Source organism: Flavobacterium sp. MAHUQ-57, from assembly GCF_051908335.1.
GTDB lineage: Bacteria > Bacteroidota > Bacteroidia > Flavobacteriales > Flavobacteriaceae > Flavobacterium.
Window position 1 is genome coordinate 1 of sequence record NZ_JBPZTE010000011.1, and the last position, 18,672, is coordinate 18,672.

The 18,672-nt window shown below is 34.6% G+C and carries 19 protein-coding genes; 11 read left to right on the forward strand and 8 right to left on the reverse strand.

The genetic code is table 11. The features are described from left to right. Positions 1-644: 644 nt before the first annotated feature. Positions 645-1,328 (reverse strand): DUF4294 domain-containing protein, encoded by a 684-nt coding sequence (locus ACS8MM_RS15990; RefSeq protein ID WP_379719064.1) that lies wholly within the window; start codon positions 1,326-1,328, stop codon positions 645-647. A gap of 81 nt (positions 1,329-1,409) precedes the next feature. Between ACS8MM_RS15990 and ACS8MM_RS15995 the strand changes: the two genes are divergently transcribed. The 5 genes from ACS8MM_RS15995 to ACS8MM_RS16015 all read left to right on the forward strand — a co-directional run bounded on the left by ACS8MM_RS15995 (position 1,410) and on the right by ACS8MM_RS16015 (position 5,197). Then, complete coding sequence (locus tag ACS8MM_RS15995) at positions 1,410-2,498, forward strand: M42 family metallopeptidase (protein ID WP_379719067.1); 1,089 nt, start codon at positions 1,410-1,412, stop codon at positions 2,496-2,498. Continuing rightward, positions 2,498-3,211: a tetratricopeptide repeat protein gene (locus ACS8MM_RS16000; RefSeq protein WP_379719070.1), complete on the forward strand. Its 714-nt coding sequence runs from the start codon at positions 2,498-2,500 to the stop codon at positions 3,209-3,211. The genes ACS8MM_RS15995 and ACS8MM_RS16000 overlap by 1 nt, the downstream gene beginning before the upstream one ends. A gap of 34 nt (positions 3,212-3,245) precedes the next feature. Next, entirely contained in the window at positions 3,246-4,064 is an 819-nt protein-coding gene (locus tag ACS8MM_RS16005; protein WP_379719073.1) for a hypothetical protein, read from the forward strand. Between the two features lie 98 nt (positions 4,065-4,162). Beyond that, on the forward strand, positions 4,163-4,624 hold the full coding sequence (locus tag ACS8MM_RS16010; RefSeq protein WP_379719076.1) for a DUF1801 domain-containing protein: 462 nt from the start codon (positions 4,163-4,165) through the stop codon (positions 4,622-4,624). 27 nt (positions 4,625-4,651) lie between these two features. Then, positions 4,652-5,197 (forward strand): SRPBCC family protein, encoded by a 546-nt coding sequence (locus ACS8MM_RS16015; protein WP_379719079.1) that lies wholly within the window; start codon positions 4,652-4,654, stop codon positions 5,195-5,197. Between the two features lie 51 nt (positions 5,198-5,248). Here the strand turns inward: ACS8MM_RS16015 and ACS8MM_RS16020 are convergent, their stop codons facing one another. From ACS8MM_RS16020 to ACS8MM_RS16040, 5 genes are all read right to left on the reverse strand, one after another. After that, entirely contained in the window at positions 5,249-5,650 is a 402-nt protein-coding gene (locus tag ACS8MM_RS16020; protein WP_379719082.1) for an ankyrin repeat domain-containing protein, read from the reverse strand. 181 nt (positions 5,651-5,831) lie between these two features. Beyond that, positions 5,832-6,779, reverse strand: coding sequence for a phosphoribosylaminoimidazolesuccinocarboxamide synthase (locus ACS8MM_RS16025; protein ID WP_379719085.1), 948 nt, complete (start codon positions 6,777-6,779; stop codon positions 5,832-5,834). Positions 6,780-6,893: 114 nt separating this feature from the next. Beyond that, positions 6,894-8,333, reverse strand: coding sequence for an alpha-amylase (locus ACS8MM_RS16030; protein WP_379719088.1), 1,440 nt, complete (start codon positions 8,331-8,333; stop codon positions 6,894-6,896). 207 nt (positions 8,334-8,540) lie between these two features. Continuing rightward, the gene (locus ACS8MM_RS16035; RefSeq protein WP_379719091.1) at positions 8,541-9,002 is read right to left on the reverse strand and encodes a hypothetical protein; all 462 of its coding nucleotides are present in this window, start codon (positions 9,000-9,002) and stop codon (positions 8,541-8,543) included. Between the two features lie 3 nt (positions 9,003-9,005). Then, complete coding sequence (locus ACS8MM_RS16040; RefSeq protein WP_250600970.1) at positions 9,006-9,956, reverse strand: PhoH family protein; 951 nt, start codon at positions 9,954-9,956, stop codon at positions 9,006-9,008. A gap of 94 nt (positions 9,957-10,050) precedes the next feature. Here ACS8MM_RS16040 and ACS8MM_RS16045 point away from each other — a divergent pair, with 94 nt between their 5' ends. The 6 genes from ACS8MM_RS16045 (at position 10,051) to dnaN (ending at position 15,648) form a co-directional block, all read left to right on the forward strand. After that, positions 10,051-10,878 carry an SAM hydrolase/SAM-dependent halogenase family protein gene (locus tag ACS8MM_RS16045; RefSeq protein ID WP_379719094.1) on the forward strand — a complete coding sequence of 276 codons (828 nt, stop codon included), beginning with the start codon at positions 10,051-10,053 and terminating at the stop codon, positions 10,876-10,878. Positions 10,879-10,889: 11 nt separating this feature from the next. Continuing rightward, complete coding sequence (locus ACS8MM_RS16050; RefSeq protein WP_379719097.1) at positions 10,890-11,186, forward strand: putative quinol monooxygenase; 297 nt, start codon at positions 10,890-10,892, stop codon at positions 11,184-11,186. Beyond that, positions 11,186-12,016 (forward strand): class I SAM-dependent methyltransferase, encoded by an 831-nt coding sequence (locus ACS8MM_RS16055; RefSeq protein WP_379719100.1) that lies wholly within the window; start codon positions 11,186-11,188, stop codon positions 12,014-12,016. Before ACS8MM_RS16050 ends, ACS8MM_RS16055 begins: the two co-directional genes overlap by 1 nt. Continuing rightward, positions 12,016-12,747: a gliding motility-associated ABC transporter permease subunit GldF gene (gene gldF, locus ACS8MM_RS16060; protein WP_379719103.1), complete on the forward strand. Its 732-nt coding sequence runs from the start codon at positions 12,016-12,018 to the stop codon at positions 12,745-12,747. The genes ACS8MM_RS16055 and gldF overlap by 1 nt, the downstream gene beginning before the upstream one ends. Further along, positions 12,747-14,411: a gliding motility-associated ABC transporter substrate-binding protein GldG gene (gene gldG, locus ACS8MM_RS16065; protein WP_379719106.1), complete on the forward strand. Its 1,665-nt coding sequence runs from the start codon at positions 12,747-12,749 to the stop codon at positions 14,409-14,411. The genes gldF and gldG overlap by 1 nt, the downstream gene beginning before the upstream one ends. 118 nt (positions 14,412-14,529) lie before the next feature. Then, positions 14,530-15,648 (forward strand): DNA polymerase III subunit beta, encoded by a 1,119-nt coding sequence (dnaN, locus tag ACS8MM_RS16070; RefSeq protein WP_250600958.1) that lies wholly within the window; start codon positions 14,530-14,532, stop codon positions 15,646-15,648. A 60-nt stretch (positions 15,649-15,708) separates the two neighbouring features. Here dnaN and ACS8MM_RS16075 read toward each other — a convergent pair whose 3' ends face one another. Together ACS8MM_RS16075 and ACS8MM_RS16080 are read right to left on the reverse strand one after the other, a co-directional pair. Continuing rightward, entirely contained in the window at positions 15,709-16,095 is a 387-nt protein-coding gene (locus tag ACS8MM_RS16075) for a response regulator (RefSeq protein WP_379719110.1), read from the reverse strand. After that, entirely contained in the window at positions 16,092-18,644 is a 2,553-nt protein-coding gene (locus tag ACS8MM_RS16080) for a PAS domain-containing protein (RefSeq protein ID WP_379719113.1), read from the reverse strand. The genes ACS8MM_RS16075 and ACS8MM_RS16080 overlap by 4 nt, the downstream gene beginning before the upstream one ends. Positions 18,645-18,672 lie beyond the last annotated feature (28 nt).

Genomic DNA, 18,672 nt, shown 5'->3' on the forward strand with positions numbered 1-18,672 from the left:
ACACAAAGTAGGCTTTTAGCAGGAGCGATGGCATGATTTTATATCCTTTACTAGTAGCCTAACACTACCTTAATATTACTTTGATACTACTTTGATATTACTTTGATATTACTTTAATATTACTTTGATACTACTTTGATACTACTTTGATACTACTTTGAACAATTCGATACAAACCTTATATCTTATTTAGGAATTATCATCATTGTAATTCTTGTGGCATGCTATTGAAATCACCGGCTTATCTAAGTTCTACTTTTGGAAGCAACCGCTGTCAGGGTTCAAAACCGCTGACAGGGTTAGCTACTTATTCGTTTCGAATTCTACACACCTATATATTTACTCCTATATATATAGGTGTACTTACTTTGAACCTAATGTTCGCGTGAGCGGGTGCAGTGGCATCCTTTTATCTATTGCCCAGAGTAGCGTTTGAACTTATCCAAATACAACCTATGGCAATAGATAAAAGATACAACGGAACACGCGACCCGGAGGAACGAAGGGGCACGCCATTATTTGGATTATTGGAATACTAGATTATTAGAATATTTAGATTGTTAGACAGTTGAATTGATGAATAACAGCGATGAAAAGGATGAGGAATAGAAAATAAAAAGCACCTATATATAGGTGCTTTTTATTTATTGACTTGTTGTTTGATTCGCTTTTAGTTTTTCTTTCCACAATTTTCGCAATTCGGAATAATTCACCGAGACACGAGATTGTTGTTTCGGTAGCTTTCCTTCCGCAAAAGCTCTTTCCAAAATCCCTTCAATCAAAAAGTCTTCAGATACATTGCTTGGATCGTATTTCGATTTCAGATTGATATCAAACATTCGGGCGGTGCTATTGGACCAGAAGGCTTTCCAGCCACTTTTTAAATCCTTAATCAAATCAAAAGTAGTAGTTCCGGTTTGTCTGTGAATTAATTTCACCAATATTTGACCGTCTTTACGACTCATTTTTTTCAATTTATCTTCAAATTCATTGGTGAGATAATTTTCTACTAATTTGAAATACTTCTTTTTATCACGTTCAGATTTTAAACCTCGCATACCTTCATTCAACATTTCCAACTTATCCGCTGCTGTTTTGGCATAGGGATAGGTTTTAAGAACACGGCGTTGTAAGATCAAATAGCGTTTGCGTTCTTCTTCCGTTTTTAAAATAGGTTTATTCGATACATAGATTTCTTCCAACTGAATATTCAATTCGGCTAAGGTATCATTTTCGATTTCTTCAACTTCTGTAGAATCTTTGATTACTTGCGCATTCCCATAGGTTGCAAATAATAAAAAAAGAAGTAAGAATTTGATTGGTTTCATTCGTAAAATTTGTTTGTTCAAAAATATAAATTAATCAGCAAGTCTAATGCCAAATGCTTAAATTAGCCGAAAAATATTTTTATGGCATCAAAATCTATATTAAACAAAGCCTCTATGGCTTTTTTGGAAAGATATTTAAATAACGCATCCCCGACGGGTTACGAGAGTGAAGGTCAGAAAATCTGGATGGACTATTTGAAACCTTATGTAGATACTTTTATTACTGACACGTATGGTACTGCAGTAGGAATCATTAATCCGGATGCACCTTACAAAGTGGTAATTGAAGGACACAGTGATGAAATTTCATGGTATGTAAACTACATTACCGATGATGGATTGATCTATGTTATTCGAAATGGTGGTTCAGACCATCAGATTGCACCATCAAAACGAGTAAACATTCATACGAAGAATGGAATAGTTAAAGGTGTTTTCGGTTGGCCTGCGATTCATACCCGTGGTCGTGGGAAAGAAGAAGCCGCTACCCAGCACAATATTTTCATTGATTGCGGATGTACTACCAAAGAAGAAGTTGAAAAATTAGGCATTCATGTGGGTTGTGTAATTACTTACCCGGATGAATTTATGATTTTAAACGAAAATAAATTTGTTTGTCGTGCTATCGATAACCGTATGGGTGGATTCATGATTGCTGAAGTTGCCCGTTTATTAAAAGAAAATAAAAAGCAATTACCATTCGGTTTGTATGTAGTGAATGCTGTTCAGGAAGAAATTGGACTTCGTGGTGCTGAAATGATTACACAAACCATCAAACCTAATGTTGCAATTGTTACGGATGTTTGTCATGATACGACAACACCTATGATTGACAAGAAAATTGAAGGAGATCTTAAAATAGGACGTGGACCGGTAATTGCGTATGCGCCTGCGGTACAAAATAAACTTCGTGAATTGATTACCGATACAGCTGATGAGAAGAAAATTCCTTTTCAACGTCATGCCACTTCGAGAGTAACCGGTACTGATACTGATGCTTTCGCTTACAGCAATGGTGGTGTTGCTTCAGCTTTAATCTCTTTACCGCTACGTTATATGCATACCACTGTAGAAATGGTACACAAAGAAGATGTAGAAAACGTGATTAAATTGATTTATGAAACCTTATTAAAAATCGAAAAGAACGAATCGTTTTCGTATTTTAAATAATGAAACATATAGCCTTTTTATTGGTATCACTTTTTATTTATTTCAATTCCTATAATATTACAGTAGTTGACCAATTTAAAAAAGTAGATTACAATAAAAAGGCTTCCTTTTATAGGAGTTTAAGAAATGAAGATAAATTGCAACACAATTTGTTCTTCGAAAGTTACTTCACAAATGAAATCAACCGAAACAGTGTTACTAAGCACAATAAGGATTTTACTTTTTGTTTAGCGTCGATTTATCAAATACAAAACAAACACATCAAAGCAATTGAGACTTTTAATTTATTGCTTAAACACCACAAGACCGAATTAAAACCACGGGATTTAACAGACATCTACGTTGGTCTGCAAGAGTCTTATTTACAACTCAACCTTTATTCTAAAGTTTTTGAGATCAATAATATTATCGAATCTTTAATTAAAAAAGGCTATGATTTTCCGTTATGGAGTTATAATATCAAAAGTAGACTTTTTTATCAACTGCGAGAATACAAAAAAGCAATTGTACAATTAGAAAAAGAGATTCATTTCTTGCAAAGCACCAAAAAAAGAGACTCATTAATCATTCCATCTGCATATAATGATTTGGGGCTTTTTTATTATTATGACAAGAACTATAGTAAAGCGTTAATCAACTACAACAAAGCTCTTCAAATTACATCCATTAGTTTAAAAAACAACCCAAAAATACGCTGGTACATATGCTGCTAAATCAGGCGCCATAGGAAATAATCAAAATACTAATATGTCTACTACGGTTACAGTTCCTACCGGAGGAGCAACTTTAAGTTTTTATTTCCGTGTAAGTAGTGAATCTGGCTATGATTATCTGAAATTCTATATTGACGGTGTACAACAAACACAGTGGTCTGGGACTGTAAATTGGACACAACAAACTTATGTTTTAACAGCTGGTAGTCGAACTTTAACTTGGGAATATAGCAAAGATAGCAGTACTGCATCTGGAGAAGATGCTGCCTATATAGATAACATTACAATAAGTTCTGCCGCTCCTGCAGCTATGAGAATTGTTGATGGAAACCAAGGAACAGGTAAAGTTTTAATGTCGGACACTAATGGTAACGCTACCTGGCAACAACTTACCAATAGCAATATTGGTGATATTCCTAATATTGCCTCTATTCAAGGAATGACGATTCCAATTTGCAATTCAATATCCGTTGGAAGCACTGGATCATTCACTGTAAATGTCAAAGGGGTTTCCACTAATGTTGCCTGGGAAGTATTAAACAAACAAACTAAAAGTGGTTCAGCAACAGTGACTGATAATGGAGGAGCCACAAGAACGGTTGCTTTAGCACCAATAACGGCAGAGCGAATACAAGTAAGTTATACCTTCACTCCCCAACTTCCTTTTAATCCGTTAGGAATCATTTTTAATGCCTACAATGATAGCGGTTATCCTGATACATTTGTTTTAAATTATGCTGCAAGTGCTCAAAATTCTATAACTGTTAATATCGCGAGAGCCGATTTATTTGCCAGTTCAACAAGTAACTGTTGGCAAGGACAATTTTACTTTGACCTTTTCATTACGAATTAATTTTTTGTTTTCCCTTATCTTTTTCCTACTAAAACTAACCACTTAGATAAATCATAAGTGGTTTTTTTTTTAAATTTACATTACTAAGTAAGTAAATTATGCAATCGAAAGCCACCACAGTTAACGACTATTTAGAAGAAATTCCAGAAGACAGAAAGATTGGATTCAACCGGTTACGGGATACAATACTACAAAATCTACCTAAAGGTTTTGAAGAATGTATGAGTTATGGCATGCTGGGTTATTCTGTACCACACAGTATTTACCCTAATGGTTATCATTGTGATCCGAAAGCACCACTACCGTTTGTTGCTTTAGCGTCACAAAAAAACTTCATTGCCTTTTACCACATGGGTATTTATTCCTATCCTGAATTGCTGAATTGGTTTACCTCTGAATTTCCAAAGCATTCCAAGAAAAAACTGGATATGGGAAAAAGTTGTGTCCGCTTTAAAAAACCAGATGACATTCCTTTTGAGTTGATTGGAGAATTACTACAGAAAATAACCGTTGATGAATGGATTAATAGATATGAAACGGTATTTAAAAAATCCAAATAAGAAACATTCAATATAAACTATTGTACCATGAAAATTTTAAAAAAGATTTTTTTTACACTGCTTGCGCTTATTGGTATTGCTTTAATAGCGGGGTTAATCATGGATAAAAATTATGCCATGGAACGAGAAACCATAATCAATGTCCCAAAAGACAGTGTATTCAATTATATCAAATATTTAAAAAACCAAGATCATTTTAGCGTTTGGAATCAAAAAGATCCAAATTCCAAAAGGACTTTCAAGGGTACAGATGGTGAAGTTGGATTTATTTACACTTGGGATAGTAGTATGGATGATGTAGGCGCGGGAGATCAGGAAATCAAAAAAATAATTACAGGAGAACGAATTGATATGGAATTGCGTTTCAAGCGTCCGTTTGAATCGACCGACTATGCATATTTCATCACAGCAGCTTCGTCACCTTCACAAACCAAAGTAAAATGGGGATTTACAGGAACCATACCTTATCCAATGAACATCATGAAACCTTTTATGAATATGGATGAAATTATAGGTAAAGATCTAGAGACAGGATTAGAGCAATTAAAAGCCATTTTAGAGCAAAAAAAATAGTTATAAAAAAGCCCCGAATATTCGGGGCTTTTTATTTTGAGCATGGATCGATTATGGTTTTAAAAGCTCCATCGCTTCTTTTGATTTTGAAGATTCTGCATATTTGTAAGCAGTAAATCCTTTTTCATCTTTAACTTCTTTTTTGGCTCCTTTTGCAAGCAACAGCTTAATGATTTCTACTCTATTATAACGTACTGCATACATTAAAGGAGTAATACCATTTGAAGCTTCATTCGCATCTGCACCATACTCTAAAAAGGTTTTAACGGCTTCTAAATCACCTTTAGCAATGGCTGCACATAGCGGTGAATTTGTAGCAAGAACTACACTTTTTACTGGAGTTGAAACAGTTGCTGCAAAAGATTGCGTTCCAAGGGCACCAAGTGCTACACCTAAAATAACGATTGATTTTTTAAAATTACTTTTTGAATTTTCTTGAATTTTTGATTTCATGATGATTGATTTTTTTGATTAATGATTTATGTAGTAGACGAACAAATGTTGCCATCCGTTACAAGACTGACCTTACTATAACAGAATTTTAACACTTATCTATTGAACTATATTTATTTTCTTACAGTATTGCATAAAAAAAACCACGCAAGCGTGGTTTATGATCGTTATTGAAATTTTATTACCGATTCAAATACTCGGTAACATTCTTTTCTATACGCTGTTGAATTGAAGTTACATCTGCCTTTTCGAACTTTTCTCCTATGATATTCTCGTACAATTCAATATATCTTTCAGAAACAGTGCCAATATATTCGTCAGTCATTTCAGGAATTTGTTGTCCTTCTTTACCTTGAAAACCATTAGCAATAAGCCATTGGCGTACAAATTCTTTGGACAATTGCTTTTGTGCCTCACCTTTGTCTTGTCTTTCCTGATAGCCTTCGGCATAAAAATAACGAGAAGAGTCCGGGGTATGAATTTCATCAATCAAAACGATTTTTCCGTCTTTGGTTTTACCGAATTCGTACTTTGTATCCACTAAAATCAATCCACGAGAGGCTGCAATTTCAGTACCTCTTTGAAATAAAGCTCTAGTATATTTTTCCAATACTAAATAGTCTTCTTCAGAGACAATACCGCTTGCCAAAATGTCTTCGCGGGAGATATCTTCGTCGTGAACCCCTAAATCTGCTTTTGTCGTTGGCGTAATAATTGGTGTTGGAAATTTGTCATTTTCTTTCAATCCTTCTGGCAAAGAAACGCCACAAAGCATTCTTTTACCGGCAGCATATTCACGAGCAGCATGACCGGAAAGATAGCCTCTGATTACCATTTCCACTTTAAAAGGTTCGCACAGGTGACCAACTGCTACATTTGGATCTGGAGTAGCAATCAGCCAATTGGGAACAATATCCTCGGTTAGTTGCATGAATTTAGTCGCTATCTGATTTAAGATTTGTCCTTTAAAAGGAATCCCTTTAGGCATTACAACATCAAAAGCAGATAATCTATCAGTGGCAATCATGACCAATAATTCGTCATTAATATTGTAAACTTCTCTTACTTTGCCTTTGTAAATTGATTTTTGACCCGGAAAATTAAATTGGGTTGAAGTGATTGTATTCATTAGAGTTGTGTTGTTGTATGTTTTTGTTTCGCAAAAGTAATTTATTTCAAAGGAATATAAAATAAAAAAGTCGTCTCAAAAGAAACGACTTTATAACTACTAAAATAAACCCAATTACATATTAATAGACCAAACCGAATAGCTATTCGGAGGACATTGAATTTTAACCCATTTATCACCCTGAGTTGTTGGATACCAAGAAGAATGGCCCGTAAAATCTTTAATTTGAGCATTCGACCAATTGGTTTGAATCCATCGTTCCTGCCAAGATGAAGAATTGTTCAGATAAACCACCAATCCAACATTTCCGTTATAGCCGTTTCTTCTAGCGATGTATTCATCATTATCGGCATAAAGTATCGAAGTCGTCCCGGTTGCTTTATTGTTGTGAATCCAAATCAAGTTGTTCAATTTGTTTTTATCCAACCACTCTTCGTAATCACGATAAAAGAGGGTAGGATATCCTTCGTGTGTTAAAATGTAAGCATACGCAAGGTTTTTTTTCCATATTTCATCGGTATCATGATTTGATACAAAAGTCACTGCTTTGTATGGATTTCTTTTCCACATCATATCATCGTTAAGCAATGCCAGATTATTACCATCGAACGCATCGTTCATTTTATAGTAACAAGCAAAATCAAACACCGAAGAATTGGCATTATTTGCCCACCATTCTAATGTATTGACATTAGCATCCCAATATTCACCCACAGAAAATCCTCCGACATTGGCATTCCAATTGTTGACCACCCACGGACCAAATCCTTTTACATAATCAAAGCGCCATCCATCGAATTTCATCGTGTTCTTGTAATATTTCCCTACTGCATCTGTTCTACCCCAAAGCCAATCCTGTACATACGGATTCGCATGACATAAATCAGGATAACCGCCGAATGACCCTTCGTCGTTATTCCCATAGGCATTTTTATAGAAATCATGGTAACTTCTTTGGAATTTTCCGGAAGCCACGCCTGAAAAGTTTGTCCAAGTTTGCGTACCTGTATATGGATTGTTTTCCAATTGGCCTCCACTATTATGATTGATTACGATATCGGCATAAACCTGCATATTTTCGGTATGAGCTTGCGTGATTAAGCTAACCAATTCGGTTTTAGAACCAAAACGCGTTTCAATGGTGCCGTTTTGATTGAAGTCTCCAAAATCATAATAATCGGTTGGATCATATCCCATAGAAAACGGTCCGTTTTGCGCTTTGGATGCAGGTGGCAACCAAATAGATCCGATTCCGGCATTACCCCAAGCAGTCACTTTAGATTTCACAGTATTCCACCAAGTTCCGCCAGCAGGTACATCCCAGTAAAAGGCTTGCATCATAACTCCTCCACCCGGATTTGCTACATATTTTCCTGTAGTAGAATTATAGGTATTTCCTGTACTGAAAGGTTTACCGTCATGATTGGTAACGTTGATAATTTTAATTTTTTGGGCAGCTTCTAAAGAATTGCCATCTGTAGTATCGTCTTTATCACATCCAAAGGCTGTTAACAACAAAGACAAACACAACAATTTTGTGGTTGTTTGTTTCATAATTTCAGTTTTTTGTTTTTTGTTTGAAACTAAAATTATGCATTTTTATATAAGATAAACATTTAGAATTAGTTAGAGCATAAACGAAAACGTTTTCGTGTTGAAAAGTTTTCAATTTAATCGATAAACTACGTTGTACAAAATCACATAAAAATAAAAAAAGCACTGTTTTTCACAGTGCTTTTTTAAAATATTGACTTTCAACAATTAAGATGAAATTATTCTTTTTTGAAGTTCTGAAAAAAAAACCAATCCCTTTTTTTCAACTCCTGGAACAATTTCAAAATCTTCTACTCCATTTAGATTCAGAAAAACCAATCTGACGTCCTTTTTATTAATTTCAATATTTTTTATTTTCTCTAGTGGAATTTTATAGGTATTTCCCATTTCATTACTAAAATATCGGTACGCTAGAATGAGTACTACAATGAGCCCGATAGGAACAATTCTTTTGACACCATTATCCACCGTGATAGAAAACAGGAAAATAGCACCGATAACGATAATGAAAACATAATACTTTCCCTTTTTAAATGCATTCCTCTTTACCGATTTAGTGGATTTCTCTAGTAATTCCTTTGTTTCCGACCAATTTCCTGAATTTGTCAAGTAGAGATTTTCGTCATTACAATTAATGTATCCGTTACTGTACTTGAAAAATTCTTTCATTTCTTAATCCTGATTTTCGATACTTTTATAAGCATCAATGATTTTCTTCACTAGACGGTGACGTACTATGTCTTTATCATCCAAATAAATAATTCCAATGCCATCCACATCTTTCAGCACCAATAACGCCTCTTTCAACCCAGAAATAGTTCTTCTTGGCAAATCCACCTGGCCGGGATCTCCGGTGATTATGAATTTTGCGTTTTTACCCATACGGGTCAGAAACATTTTCATTTGGGAATGCGTTGTATTCTGAGCCTCATCCAATATCACGAAAGCATTATCCAGAGTTCTACCTCTCATGAATGCCAAAGGAGCAATTTGGATAATTCCTTTTAGCAAATAATCTTCCAAAGTTTGTGGTGGAATCATATCCCGAAGTGCATCATATAAAGGTTGCATATATGGATCTAGTTTTTCCTTCATGTCACCTGGAAGGAAGCCAAGGTTTTCACCGGCTTCTACTGCAGGACGCGTTAGGATGATCCTTTTAACCTGTTTTTCCTTCAATGCCTTTACAGCTAGTGCAACACCTGTATATGTTTTTCCGGTACCTGCAGGTCCAACAGCAAACACCATATCATTTTTACGAACATAATCAACCAATTTTTGTTGATTAGGAGTCATTGCTTTGATTAGCTTTCCACCGATACCATGTACTAAAATCTGATCACTTGCATCCATCACACCGGTTTGCTGAGCATCACCTTCAATTACGCGCATGATCACATTATCATCGATATTATTAAAACGGGAGAAATGCGTCATTAAACGCCTAAATCGAATTTCAAACTCATCCAGTACTTCTTCTTCGCCAAAAGCTTTTAAAGTAGTTCCTCGTGCCACGATTTTCAGCTTCGGATAGTATTTCTTAATGGTTTCCAAATGGCTATCGTGTGCGCCCCAAAATTCTTTTGGTGCAATGTTCTCTAATTCGATTATTCTTTCGTTCAAAGGCTGAAAAATTTAGTTAACAATAAATTCGTTATGTTTCTCTCAAATCTACTAAATTTACCGAAACATTTCAGGAATAGTTATAAACAAAATAATGTCAATAATTACACTTACTACCGATTTTGGCTGGAAAGATCACTTTGTAGGTGCGCTTAAAGGAAAAATTCTCTCTGAAAACTCTGGAGTTCAGATTGTTGACATTTCCCATGATATCGATCTATTTAATATTTCGGAGGCAAGTTATGTTGTTAATGCTTCCTACAGTAGCTTTCCGAAAGGAACTGTACACCTAATTGGAGTAGATAACGAACGTAACAGAGAAACACAGCACATTGCCATGCAATGGAATGATCATTACTTTATATGTGCCGATAATGGTATTTTGAGCATTTTAACTCAAAAAATAAAACCCCAAAAAATAGTTGAAATCAACATTCACGATCGCTTACCGAGCCATTCGACCCATATGGATGTATTTATAACAGTTGCGAATCATTTATCGAAAGGTGGCGCTTTAAGTGTTGTAGGTAAAGAAATCACCGCTATTAAAGCATTGAACGAATTACAACCTACCGTAGCCAATGACTTCGGACAGATAAAAGGCTATGTAGTTTACATTGATCATTTTGGCAATTGTGTTACCAATATCACTCAGAAGCTTTTTAGTGATATTGGAAAAAGCCGACCCTTTGAAATTAAATTCGGTACCAAATCCATTAAAAAAATACACCAGTCGTATTCCGATTTTAACATTCGCGAGAATTACACATTAAAAGATTATGAAGGTGAGAAACTGGCATTATTCAATGAAGCTGGATTTTTGGAAATCGCTATCTATAAAAGTAACCCTAAAACAACGGGCACTGCACATTCTCTATTAGGATTAAAATACAGAGATGTAGTCAATATTGTTTTCAAATAAAATCAGACACAATGTTTGTACGCATAGTAAAATTAAGTTTTCACGAAGAGCATATTCCAGCATTTCTGGAGAATTTTGAAGTCATGAAAGACAAAATTCGTAATGCTCCTGGCAATCGTTTTTTGGAATTGTACCAAGACAAAAACAATCCATGTATTTTCTTTACCTATAGTTATTGGGAAACAGAAGAGGATTTGGAGAATTACAGAAATTCGGAATTGTTTTATGATGTGTGGACATTCACCAAAAAACTCTTTAACGACAAACCCGAAGCTTGGAGTGTAAATAAATTAGTAACGCTGGAATAATGAATAATTTTTTAAGGAAACTTTATTACAAGCTACCTGTTACATCAAGATATACATTAAGGAAAATCATTTATTTTCCTTCGGATCTTTTCAGAAGAAAGGAAGCTATGGTACCTCCCAAAGGAATTATTTTTACCGGAAGTGGTGACTATCTGAAAGTAGGCAAACAATACTTTGACTATTTTCTGAAATATGGAAAAATAAGTCCGGATGATTCCATACTTGATATTGGATCGGGTATTGGAAGGATGGCTGTTCCTTTTACACAATTTTTATCCGAAAAGGGAACTTACGAAGGATTTGACATTGTAAAAATGGGAGTTGATTGGTGCACCGAAAATATTACCAAAAAACATCCCAATTTCCATTTCAGGTTAATCCCGCTACAGAATGACCTCTACTATTTGAACACTTCTGTCAAAGCGGAAGAACTTCGATTTCCTTATGCAGACAGTCAGTTTGATTTTATTTTTCTGACTTCTGTTTTTACACACATGCTGCCTTCAGATGTGGAAAACTACATACAGGAAATGAGACGCGTTATCAAAAAAGACAAAATCTGTTTTGCAACATTTTTTATTCTGGACGATGAAAGCAAAAACAGTATGTCTAAAAAAGGATTGAAGAATTTCCCATACGACATGGGTTATTACCGCCTTATGGATAAGAATGTCAAAGAAGCGAATGTTGCCTATGAAAAAAAATACATTTCCGATATCATAAAAAAGCATAATTTTGAAGTCTTAAATTTCATACAGGGAAACTGGTCCGGTATTGAAAACACAGAATTAAACGAACATCAGGATATTATCATATTTAAAGCGATCTAATGAGAGCCATATTATTTAAAGAATTCCGTTCCTTTTTCGGATCACCCATAGGCTATCTGGTTATAGCTATTTTCCTTATACTCAACGGTTTATTTCTTTGGGTTTTTGAAAACGAATACAACATACTCAACTCGGGATTTGCCGACATGACACCGTTTTTCACCATTGCACCATGGATTTTGTTATTCCTCATTCCGGCTGTTACCATGCGAAGTTTTTCAGACGAGAAAAAACAAGGAACCATGGAACTATTATTAACAAAACCAATGAGTTTATTGGAAATTGTCAATGGAAAATTCTTAGGTGCCTTTGTTTTGTTATTGATTGCTATAATCCCAACATTAGTATACGTAAAAGTAATTTATGATTTGGGCTTGCCTGAAGGCAATTTAGATTTTGGGAGTACACTAGGTTCTTATTTCGGATTATTGTTTTTAATGAGCGCCTATACATCTATAGGTATTTATACTTCGTCGCTTTCCGACAATCAAATTGTTGCCTTTCTTTTGGCTGTATTATTGAGTTTTATTTTGTATTTCGGTTTTCAGGGTATTTCCAATTATGAAGTATTCGGAAGCTTTGGTAGTATGGTTGCCTCTTTTGGGATGGACAATCACTACAAAAGCATGAGTCGTGGTGTGATTGACACCCGAGATGTGATTTACTTCCTAAGCATCACTGTTTTCTTTATTTTACTGACTGTTAACAAACTAAAATCCTATAAATTATAATGAATAAGTTAAAGACTTTAGTTGGTACCGTAATCGTATTACTTTTAATCAACATCGTTGGCCATTTCTTCTTTCATCGTTTTGATTTAACTGCAGACAAACGTTATACCCTTTCAGATACTTCTTTGGAAATTCTGAAAAAGGCAAAAGAACCTGTTTATATCGATGTGTTTTTAGAAGGTAATTTCCCTGCCGAATTCAAGCGTTTACAATCGGAAACCAAACAAATACTAGACGAATTCAAAGCATACAATTCGAATATCGTTTATCAGTTTGTGAATCCGTTGGAAAATCCTGACGAAGCGGATGCTATAATGAATTCGTTTCTGGAAAGAGGATTAACTCCCATAAAAATCACTGTTGATGAAAAAGGAAAACAATCGGAAGAAGTGGTATTTCCTTGGGCTATTATCACTTATAAAAACAAAAGCACGAAAGTTGCCTTATTAAAAAACCGATTGGGCGCCACGACCGAGCAAAAGGTAGTCAGTTCTGTACAACATCTAGAGTATGCTTTTGCCGATGGTTTCAATAAAGTGACCACCGAAAAGCAGAAGAAAATAGCCGTTATTAAAGGAAAAAATGAATTACCGGATGCTTTCAAAGCTGATTTCCTTCAAACAGTACGTGATAATTATTTCATCGCACCATTTCCTTTGGATTCGGTAAGCAAAGATCCAGTTTTATTTACAAAAGCTTTAAAAACGTTTGATTTGGCTATTATTGCCAAGCCTAAATCCGCTTTCACCGATGCGGAAAAACAAGTTCTAGATCAGTTTATCATTAATGGTGGGAAGGCCATTTGGTTGATTGATGCAGTAAACGTTGACACCGAAGGATTGAATAAATCAGGCGTCGGTTTTGCATTCCCTACCGATTTAGGATTGAATGATATGTTCTTCAAATATGGCTTTCGTATCAACCCTATCCTAATAAAAGACTTACAAAGTGCGCCAATTGCTTTAGCTACAGGAAAACAAGGAAACGAAACACAATACCAAAAATACCCTTGGTTGTATTCGCCCTACATTTTCCCGGAAAGCAAACATCCTGTAGTGAATAATATTGACGGATTAAAATTAGAGTTCGCTAACAGCATTGACACCTTAAAAAACAGAATTACAAAAACGGTTTTACTTCAAACTTCCGCCTACTCCAAAAAAGTGGGTACACCTGTAGAAGTTGCATTAAAAATGGTAAACGAGAAACCCAATCCAGCCGACTATATGGCTGGGCATATCCCTGTGGGTGTTCTGTTGGAAGGAAAATTCCATTCGGTATTTGAAAACCGAGTTTTGGCATTCAAAGATCCGGCTTTCAAAGCTACAGGAGCTACATCTAAAATGATTGTGGTTTCCGATGGAGATATCATTAAAAATCAATTGGACGAGAAAGGACAACCATTAGAATTAGGTTTCGATAAATGGACCAATCAAGTGTATTCCAATAAGGAATTTTTAATGAATTGTGTGAATTATCTATTGGATGATAACGGACTTATCAACATTAGAAGTAAAGAAGTGGATTTACCTTTATTGGATAAAGAAAAAGTATATGAAAATTACACTTACACTCAAATACTGACAGTTGGGCTACCTTTGGTAATACTATTGCTTTTCGGTTTAGTACTAACCTATTTAAGAAAAAGAAAATTCGCACGATAATTGTTGAAAACCTCAATTCTTGTTGATAAAAATGTTTTCAATACTGATTCGTTTACGATATATTTGTAAAATGTAAAAAAGTCTTCATTCGAAAGAAGAAATATATAAAAAGATGCAAATGAAATTTATAGTATCAAGTTCTTATTTATTAAAACAATTACAAGTTTTAGGTAGTGTTATCAATAGCAGTAACACCTTACCTATTTTAGATAACTTTTTGTTTGAATTAAAACAAAATCAGTTGGTAGTTTCTGCATCTGACTTGGAAACCACTATGTCTGCGACGCTTTCTATCGACTCTACGAGTGAAGGAAGTGTAGCTGTTCCGGCAAAGTTGTTATTAGAAATTTTAAAGACTTTCCCTGAACAACCCTTAACTTTTACAGTTGAAGAAAACAACACTATAGAAATCAGTTCTCAATCAGGTAAATATGCGTTAGCTTATGCACCAGGAGAAGAATTTCCAAAATCTGTAAATTTAGAAGAGCCATCAAAAACCTTAGTTCCTGCAGAAGTATTATCGACAGCTATTAGCAAAACTATTTTCGCTGCCGGTAACGATGATTTACGTCCGGTAATGAGTGGTGTTTTCTTCCAGTTTTCTACAGAAGGTTTAATTTTTGTGGCTACTGACGCTCATAAATTAGTGAAATATGCTCGTACTGATGTTAAGGCATCTCAAGTAGCTGAATTCATTATGCCAAGAAAGCCTTTGAATATTTTAAAAGGTATTTTATCTACTTCGGATGCTGAAGTAACTATCGAATATAACGATGCCAATGCTACTTTCTCTTTTGACAATTATGTATTGACTTGTCGTTTAATTGATGGGAAATATCCAAATTACGAAGCAGTTATTCCAAAAGAAAATCCTAACAAATTAATGATTGACAGAACACAATTTCAAAGTTCTGTTCGTCGTGTGGCTATTTTCTCTAACAAAACTACCCACCAGATTCGTTTAAAAATTGCTGGTGCTGAATTGAATATTTCTGCAGAAGATATTGATTATTCAAACAAAGCAGAGGAGCGTTTGACTTGTGATTACCAAGGTGATGATATGCAAATCGGTTTCAATTCACGTTTCCTAACTGAAATGCTAACTAATTTACAAAGTGATATGATTATGCTTGAAATGTCGATGCCTAACCGCGCCGGTATTTTAACACCAATTGACGGATTAGATGAAGGAGAAACTGTAACTATGTTAGTAATGCCAGTAATGCTTAATAACTAAACGTATAACTAACCCAATACAATTCTTGAAAAAACCATCAGTCTATCTGAAGGTTTTTTTTTAACTTAAATCGGAGAGAATTTTATCCAGTTTATCGGCATTAACCGGTTTGGAAATAAAATCTTTCACAATCGAATATTTCTTGGATTTATCGATATCACTTCGATCAATAGAGGATGACATAATATAGACATTCAATTGATCCTTCAATTTAGAATCTTCCAACTGGTCTAAAAATTGCCAGCCATCCAATATAGGCATATTCAAGTCGAGTAAAATCACACAAGGCAATTCGGATTCACTACCAAATAATACATCAATTGCATCATTACCATTTTTAAAATCAATCATTTTTCCAAAATTCCCATTCTTTTCTAGGAGTTTTTTCAAAACAAAAACAAAAATTGTATCGTCATCAACGATGTAAGTCATCTTAATTTTACTCATATAAAATACAGACTAAATGTTGTTCCTTTATTTATTTCACTATTCACTTCTATTCTACCGCCCATAGATTCAATGTGGTTTTTCACCATAAACAACCCCAATCCTACCGCATCCGGGTTACCATGAAATGTTTTGTACATTCCAAAAATCTTTTCCTTATTCTTCTCTAAATCAATTCCAATACCATTATCCTCAATTATCAATTTGATTTCATCATTTGTTTTGGAAGCTGTAATATTAATTACAGGACTTCTATCTTTTGATTTGTATTTGATCGCATTCGTTAATAGGTTAAAAATAATGCTTTCTAGATACGATTGTGTTGCTTCAATTTCCAGATTTTCAGGAACATTAATGTTTAGTTCCGCATTACTCGTTTTGATTATGGCGCTAATACCCAGAATTGCCTTTTGAATTTCTTCCCTAAGATTTAACTTCACTTTTTCATTACTAATTCCACTTTGAACAGCTACCGTTTCATTAAGAAAGAAAATAGTATCTGACAACTTGTTTGTGCTTTGTTTCAGCATTTTGAAATATTCCTTTTGCTCTTCTGGGTTATCCGATTCTTCGAACAAATCAAGAATCATTGCCAGATTACTTGTATGGGACCTAATGTCATGAGAAACGATATGCGTAAAGTTTATCAGTTTTTCGTTTTGCTTTTCGGTAATCCTATGAAGTCTATTTCGTTCTTTCTCTTCTTCTTTTCGTTTGGAGATGTCTCTTGAAACAATAATGTATTTGATGTATTTATTCGAATCTTCATCATAAATTACATTCACTGACTCTTCCCTCCAATAATAATAGCCGTCAGCACTTTTAAATCGAAACTCATACTTGAATTCCTTTAATTTTTTCGAAAGACAATCATAAATTTTCATTTTTACAGATTCCCTATCATCCGGATGAACTCGTTCAAAAAGATCCTCAATTGTAAATCGCAAGTATTCTTTTTTAGGATAATTCAACAACTTAGAATAGGATGGCGAACAATAAGTTACTAGTCCTTTTTCAATAACAACAACACCATCCGAGGTATTTTCTGTGATAAGTCGAAGTTGCTGTTCACTCTCTTTTAGTTTTCGTTCTGCCTTTTTGCGTTTATTTTCTTCAAGAGCCAGACTCAAATAATCAGCTAAAGCTCGTGCAAATGAAATATCATTCTCATTCCAAATTCGTGGATCATTTCTATGTTCGCAGCAAAGCACTCCATAAAATTTTCCATTAGCCCGAATAGGAATATCCAGCATATCGGTTATTCCCAAAGGTTTTAAGTAATTATCAATCAATTCAGCAGTATGTTCGTTTGTATAGACATCATCGGCAACCAAAGCCATTTGATTATTAACTGCTGCAATATATTTGGGTATATTCCGTGTTTCAAAAAAACCTTCTTTCCTGTACTTGTTCTCCATTTTATCATAGAGCTTTCTACAAACCAATTTATCACCCTTGACAACCCAGAAACTTGATCTATCAATATTTAGTCCATTGGCGGCCACAGTGATTATTTCTGTAATTTTGCCAGTTATACTTTTTTTCTCTGAAGCACTATACAATTTAAGGAGCAGGTTGTTTTGAACAACCAATGTTTCTTGCAAGGCTTCGGCTTCGAATTCTTGTTCTTTTTCCTGAGTAATATCCCTAGCGATAGTTACAGCGCGAAAAGGATGACCCACTTCATTATAATGAACATTCATGATATCTTCACGCCACATATAGGTACCATCGCCACGTTTAAGTCTAAAAACATACTTAAAGGAAGGCAATTGTTTCGCTAATGAACCATAAATAAAGCTTCTAACATAATCATAATCATCAGGATGAACCAAATGAAACATATCCTTCTGATGGGCATCCTGTTTTTCATCAGGACTCATTCGGATCATTTCATAATATCGTTTAGATGCAAAAACCATTTGGTCATTTTCGATGATATAAATACCATCCGAGATATTTTCGGAAATAAAATTAAATCGCTTTTGGTTTTCGATAAGTTCATTTTCACTTTGTTTTCTTTTGAATGCTTGCGTGATGAGGCTTAGTATATCGGCGACAGAACGAGCGAAAGCAATATCATTTTCGTTCCATTCTTTAATCTCACCTTGTGATTCGCAGCATAAAATCCCTACCAGTTCACCATTTTCCAAAATTGGTACATCCATAATACTTTGAATGTCTAATGGAACCAGATACGAATCTTTTAGTTCTGCAAACTGAAAATCGTTGAAGGCATTGCTGGCAATTACCGGTGCTCCTTTTTGTAGTAAATCATAATAAATGGGGATATCACTTTTTTTTAGTGCCTCATACTGAATGAATTCCTTAGAATTGGCAAGAAGTAGCTTTTCACACTTGAGCAAATCATTTTCAAATTTCCAAATTCCTACTCTGGGTATTCTTAACCCTAAAGCTACCGATTTCACTATTTCCTCTTGAACCTGATCAATCGAATTAAAACTAGTAAATGAAGATTGGTACAAATTCAGAAGAATCTCAAATTGTTCATTTGAAAAATGTAACGATAAACGGTTTGAGGTTAGCATTTATTTCACTTATGAATTTATACGTACA

Bases quoted from the DNA above. Each gene is read 5' to 3' on its own strand.
- ACS8MM_RS15990 (WP_379719064.1), bottom strand. From the start codon at position 1,328: ATGAAACCAATCAAATTCTTACTTCTTTTTTTATTATTTGCAACCTAT.
- ACS8MM_RS15995 (WP_379719067.1), top strand. From the start codon at position 1,410: ATGGCATCAAAATCTATATTAAACAAAGCCTCTATGGCTTTTTTGGAA.
- ACS8MM_RS16000 (WP_379719070.1), top strand. From the start codon at position 2,498: ATGAAACATATAGCCTTTTTATTGGTATCACTTTTTATTTATTTCAAT.
- ACS8MM_RS16005 (WP_379719073.1), top strand. From the start codon at position 3,246: ATGTCTACTACGGTTACAGTTCCTACCGGAGGAGCAACTTTAAGTTTT.
- ACS8MM_RS16010 (WP_379719076.1), top strand. From the start codon at position 4,163: ATGCAATCGAAAGCCACCACAGTTAACGACTATTTAGAAGAAATTCCA.
- ACS8MM_RS16015 (WP_379719079.1), top strand. From the start codon at position 4,652: ATGAAAATTTTAAAAAAGATTTTTTTTACACTGCTTGCGCTTATTGGT.
- ACS8MM_RS16020 (WP_379719082.1), bottom strand. From the start codon at position 5,650: ATGAAATCAAAAATTCAAGAAAATTCAAAAAGTAATTTTAAAAAATCA.
- ACS8MM_RS16025 (WP_379719085.1), bottom strand. From the start codon at position 6,779: ATGAATACAATCACTTCAACCCAATTTAATTTTCCGGGTCAAAAATCA.
- ACS8MM_RS16030 (WP_379719088.1), bottom strand. From the start codon at position 8,333: ATGAAACAAACAACCACAAAATTGTTGTGTTTGTCTTTGTTGTTAACA.
- ACS8MM_RS16035 (WP_379719091.1), bottom strand. From the start codon at position 9,002: ATGAAAGAATTTTTCAAGTACAGTAACGGATACATTAATTGTAATGAC.
- ACS8MM_RS16045 (WP_379719094.1), top strand. From the start codon at position 10,051: ATGTCAATAATTACACTTACTACCGATTTTGGCTGGAAAGATCACTTT.
- ACS8MM_RS16050 (WP_379719097.1), top strand. From the start codon at position 10,890: ATGTTTGTACGCATAGTAAAATTAAGTTTTCACGAAGAGCATATTCCA.
- ACS8MM_RS16055 (WP_379719100.1), top strand. From the start codon at position 11,186: ATGAATAATTTTTTAAGGAAACTTTATTACAAGCTACCTGTTACATCA.
- gldF (WP_379719103.1), top strand. From the start codon at position 12,016: ATGAGAGCCATATTATTTAAAGAATTCCGTTCCTTTTTCGGATCACCC.
- gldG (WP_379719106.1), top strand. From the start codon at position 12,747: ATGAATAAGTTAAAGACTTTAGTTGGTACCGTAATCGTATTACTTTTA.
- dnaN (WP_250600958.1), top strand. From the start codon at position 14,530: ATGAAATTTATAGTATCAAGTTCTTATTTATTAAAACAATTACAAGTT.
- ACS8MM_RS16075 (WP_379719110.1), bottom strand. From the start codon at position 16,095: ATGAGTAAAATTAAGATGACTTACATCGTTGATGACGATACAATTTTT.
- ACS8MM_RS16080 (WP_379719113.1), bottom strand. From the start codon at position 18,644: ATGCTAACCTCAAACCGTTTATCGTTACATTTTTCAAATGAACAATTT.